General features: G+C 66.6%; 2 protein-coding genes and 4 pseudogenes. 2 read left to right on the forward strand and 4 right to left on the reverse strand.

Annotated elements, in window-relative coordinates; genetic code table 11:
- Positions 1-248: pseudogene (locus tag VR45_RS49535) on the forward strand (helicase associated domain-containing protein); the annotation flags it as partial.
- Between the two features lie 327 nt (positions 249-575).
- Here the strand turns inward: VR45_RS49535 and VR45_RS47540 are convergent.
- The 4 genes and pseudogenes from VR45_RS47540 to VR45_RS46345 all read right to left on the reverse strand — a co-directional run bounded on the left by VR45_RS47540 (position 576) and on the right by VR45_RS46345 (position 3,645).
- Positions 576-1,205, reverse strand: coding sequence for a hypothetical protein (locus VR45_RS47540; protein ID WP_159394494.1), 630 nt, complete (start codon positions 1,203-1,205; stop codon positions 576-578).
- A 132-nt stretch (positions 1,206-1,337) separates the two neighbouring features.
- A pseudogene (locus tag VR45_RS46335) lies at positions 1,338-1,907 on the reverse strand (transposase).
- Between the two features lie 337 nt (positions 1,908-2,244).
- Positions 2,245-2,598, reverse strand: a pseudogene (locus VR45_RS50340) (transposase); the annotation flags it as partial.
- Between the two features lie 30 nt (positions 2,599-2,628).
- Positions 2,629-3,645: a hypothetical protein gene (locus VR45_RS46345; RefSeq protein WP_107084389.1), complete on the reverse strand. Its 1,017-nt coding sequence runs from the start codon at positions 3,643-3,645 to the stop codon at positions 2,629-2,631.
- Positions 3,646-3,906: 261 nt separating this feature from the next.
- Between VR45_RS46345 and VR45_RS36800 the strand changes: the two are divergent.
- Positions 3,907-4,622 (forward strand): annotated as a pseudogene (locus tag VR45_RS36800) (hypothetical protein); the annotation flags it as partial.

Here is a 4,622-nt window from a genome sequence, read left to right on the forward strand (position 1 = left end):
CATCCGGACCGATCGGTTCGCCCAGGGCCTGGCGGCCCTCGCCCAGTTTGTGGAGCGGGAGCGGCATCTTCGGGCGCCCGCACAAGGAGCCGGTGGAGGCCGTGGAGGCCGGCCCTGGCGGTGAGGAGCAGGTGGTGGTGTCACACTTCGCGCTGGGCACCTGGCTCAACAACCAGAAAGCCCGCCCCGCGAAGCTGACGCCGGGCCGGCTCGCACAGCTCGCCGAGCACGGAGTCGAGTGGGCGTAACGGGCGGTGTACGGGATTCCGGGACACCTGCGGGCAGCCCGTTCACCGACGAAGTCAGCAGGTCAAGGCCGGTCGGGCCTCCCGCGTAAACGAAGGCCTGACCAGGGACACCGGCTCGACGTCTCAGCGGATGAACCGGACGATTCCCGCCGGACTCACGAGATTCGCCGGTCAAAGGCCATTCAAGCCTCGGCGTAGCGGCAGGAACTCACAATCACCCTATTCCACCTCCAGGTGGAGGCGCTGGAGACGATCTTGCGGGGGCCTGACGCTGTGGCCGTGGGAGACGGAATCCCAACGGCCTGCGGGTCACGGTGCAGATTGGAGTCACCGGGGGCTCCGCGCGGCATATGTACCACGGAAGGCCTTGGGCGAGTAACCAGTGAGCAGCAAATCGCTGGAAATTATGTCAGCCATTACGGCGTCCAAGTGGTCGGCGTAGGCATTTTTCACGGTCTCCGCTTCGGCCAATTGTTCAACATTCAGACCACTATGATATTCATCTTTGCTTGTCGCATTATTTGCCTTCAGCTCAGTCGTGAGACGCCCAAGTGCCGCGTAGTATCGGACAGAGATCAGATCCATGACGGCATGCCAGTTCTTGCTCAGATCGGGAGAGTTAAAGAAAGTTTGCAACTTCAGCTGTATCGCCGAGCCAGAAGTTCGTGCAAAAGCATACTGGTCATGTATCTGCTTGAAGTCGGAGACTGTTACACGCCGACCAAATTCTCCTTGGCGGGCTCGCTCATACTGGAGACAGAGGTACCAAACAGATACAACCTGTGCGACATCATCCACAAGCTCATGCCTCAGGGCAATAATCGCCTTCTTCTCGTTCTCGTCGAGTCTTTCTCTATGCGTGTTCCGCGCCACTTCAATGCGACGATCGTTGTTTCCCTCCGTGATCTTCCAAGCAATCAAGAATGCAACTGCACTGGCAATTACTGCGGAAATCACTGGGCTGCTTAACAATATCTGTGTCCAACCTGGGCCTGGTTGAATCATGAGCGATCCCGCCTTCCAACTGCGTTCTCTTCCATGCTCCTACGATTGCGAAGATCACGCCTCCCCGAACGCGTCAGCCTGCGGCTACAACTTGCACAGTCCAAGACGGATAAGGGAACCCGGGTTCGCTGCGGCGAACACTGCGTGGCTCGGCGCCGACCAGCGCATCGCCCGGTCCGAGCGGAGCCGGCCCAGAACCTGCACCGGCAGATCGGCCAGCAGGTGCGCGATCCGCGGTGCGTCGTAGCCGGCGTCCATCACCACCAGGACCTCCGGATCACCCGGCTTCCACTGCTCGCCCGCGATCAGCCGGGCCACCACGTTGCGGAGTCGGGCAGTGGTGACGGCGGCAGGTCAGCGTCGGGCTCCAACCGCACCGCGTCGAGAATCGCCGTCCAGGACGTTACGACCCGCCTCCAACGCGACGACGAACGAGTACGGCCAGCCGGGGATCATCTGGCGCTTGGCGTCACCGCGGCCGTAGGTGTAGCAGAACGACCGGTCCGGGCAGGTACCGGCATCCGGCCGCAGCCACGGTGAGACGTCCACCGCCAGCACCAAACGGCCCTTGGCGGCACGCGGCAGCGGTAGGCCGGCCAGCGTGGTCCGCAGACGTTCGGTGTCGACGCGGCCGCGGTTCAGCGCACCGTACAAGGCACCGTGCCCTCGCCGGCCCGTCGGTGCACAGCATCGCGTCGGTCAGCTCGAACAGCGCGTCGCGCCGTCCGGTCAGGCAGTCGCAGAAGACTCCCCCGGAAGCGTGACAGTTCCGCGAACGGCTCGCACTGCACGCCTTGCTCCATCAAACTCGCCACTGCGGCCTTCGCATCAAGTCCTTTTCCTCTTGGTCGAGTCCAGGATCACGCGAAGTCCGCGTCCACGTCCCGGAGATACCCGAACGAATGATCGCCGGGCCCGATTGTTCGAAGCCGCACGTTAAACGACGTGACTCTGTCGGTGATCTTGGTGGTTGCGGTCAGGTGCCGAGGGTTCACCAGGACCGTGATCGGGGAATCGCCTGCTCGTCCAGGAAGGCCTGGAGGGCGCTCGGCGGTCTCGACGTGAAGATTTCCTCGGTTGCCGGCCGGCTGTTGAGTCGTTCGATGTTCACGGCGATGGCGGTGAGCACGTGTTGCAGGTGAGCTTTGGGCTTTCCTCGGTAGCGGCAGCGACGCATGCCGCGTCCGTGAGCGAACTCGTTGATGGTGCTCTCCGCTCCGGAGCGGACCGCGTAGCGGGCCTTCCAGTCGGGTGTCTGCTGTTCGGCACGGACGTGGACTTGCAGGTCGCGGAGTTCTCGCGGGGGGAAACCCACCTTCCGGGCGCGGGCCTTGGTGCACTGGAGGCGGTCCGGAGATGTGTATAAGAGACAGGATCAGGGGTGCCGCGGTGGGCGAGGAGGTCGGGTAGGGGCCGTGCCAGCCCTGGCTGACCTGGCCGCAGGGCAGGTGACTTGCCGGCGGTCGAAGTCGATGTGGAAGTCGTCGCGGTCGAAGCCCTCGTTCCGGCGGTGCTGACTGGTGGGGTTGCCCGGCAGCGGCCCGGTGACCGTGACCTGGTGTTCGCGGGCGGCTCGTTCCAGGTGGACCGGCGAGGTACAGCCGCCGTCGACCAGGTGCTCGGCGGGCAGCAGTTCACGAGGTGCCAGGCGGGTGTGGATACCGGGTAGGGCCTGGCCGTCGTTGGTGGCAGCCGAGGTGGTGGCCACGTCCGTGATCACGTTCACACTGTCGGCAGCGCAGGTCTCGGTGACACGCGCGGCGAAGCCGCTCCAGCTGATGATGTGCCCGTGGCGCACGTAGCGCGCCGTGGTGTCGTAGGGAGAGAGGATCGCCAAGGAGGAGAGGGGTAGGCCACCGCCGTCGGAGGTGCGCCAGCTCAGGCGGCCGGCCGCGTTGCGGTAGTAGTTTTGAACGATGATCTGCCACAGGGCTTCGGCTCGTGGGCCGGACCGGTAGCCCAGTTCGTTCTGGTGGAGACGCTCCAGTAGGCGGCAGGCGTCGTCGCCGGCGGCAAGGATTCTGGTCTTGGGTCGGGCGGGGTTCTTCCCCAGGCGCACCGGGCGGCCGCAGCGGCATCCCCCGTCCTTGTCAACCCGGACCAGGTACCGCTGTTCCCAGCGCCGCAGCGCGACTGGACCCAGGTCAAGAACCGGCCACTTCCCGCGCTCACGGCGGAGGCCGAGAACCTGGTCGACGACTTCCGCCGATACGGGCGCGGGCGGAGCTGGTGGCTCTCGGAGCACGAGCACCACGCCGTCCAGCTCCTGCAACTGCTCGTCGCCCACCTCGGCTGCCGGGCGCCCCTGCGAGAGAGCGACGTCCGGAGCGCCGCCGCCCTGTGCCGGGACTGGCATGCCCGACGGATCCTCTACTTCCTCGCCGAACGCCACCTGCTCGTTCCAGAACCCGGTGACGGCCGCGACCGGGACGAACGCGCCGTCGAGCGGCTCACCGCACAGGTGCCTCCGGCATTCCGAGAGGACATCCGGTGCTGGACCGCAGTCCTACGCGGGACGGGCCGCTGGCCCACTCCTCCGCTGCCCTGGCCGACCATCCGCGGCTACCTCACCAACGTCCTGTCCACCCTCACGGACTGGGCACCGACCCACGGCTCACTGCGGGACGTCACCGCCGAGCAGGTCCGGGCGACGGTGACCGCGCTCGGCGGCTCCCGCGCCCGCACCGTCCAGGTGGCACTGCGGTCGCTGTTCCGCGCGCTCAAGCGCGAGCGGCGAGTCTTTCGTGACCCTGCCCGCTCGCTCACGCTGCCCGCCCCGACCCGTCTTCCCCGCCCGCTGCCGACCGACCGGCTCGCCGGCTTGCTGGACCGTGTCGACACCGCGACGGCCAGGACAGTCCTCGCCCTCACCGCCATCCACGCCGTCGGCGTCGAGCAACTCCGGCACGCGCGTCTCGACCACCTCGACCGCGTCACAGGCCGACTCGCCCTCCATCATCCGGGCATGCGCCGAACCCTGGTACTGGACGAAGTCACGCTCATCTTCGCCGACCGGATGCTACGGGACCGCCACCGGCGCTGGCCCCGCTGCACCAACCCCCACCTGATCGTCAGCCAGATCACCGCCGCCGCCCCCGCCGACCCGGCGGTCTCCCAGGCCATGCTCCAGGAGAGCTACACCGCGGCGGGCGGCCCCGCCCAGCGGCTGCGCAGAGACCGGATCCTCGACGAAGCCCGCCACACCGCCGACCCCGTCCAACTCGTGCACCTCTCTTCGGAATCTCCGTGGCCACGGCCGTCGCCTACACCAGGGCCGACCATCCGGAACGCTTCGGCGTCGACCCGGCCCAGGCGTAGTCCAGCTGACACGCGACCCGATTCAGTTCGCCAGGCTGAAGTCGCCGCCGA

The organism is Streptomyces sp. NRRL S-495, assembly GCF_000966955.1.
GTDB lineage: Bacteria > Actinomycetota > Actinomycetes > Streptomycetales > Streptomycetaceae > Kitasatospora > Kitasatospora purpeofusca.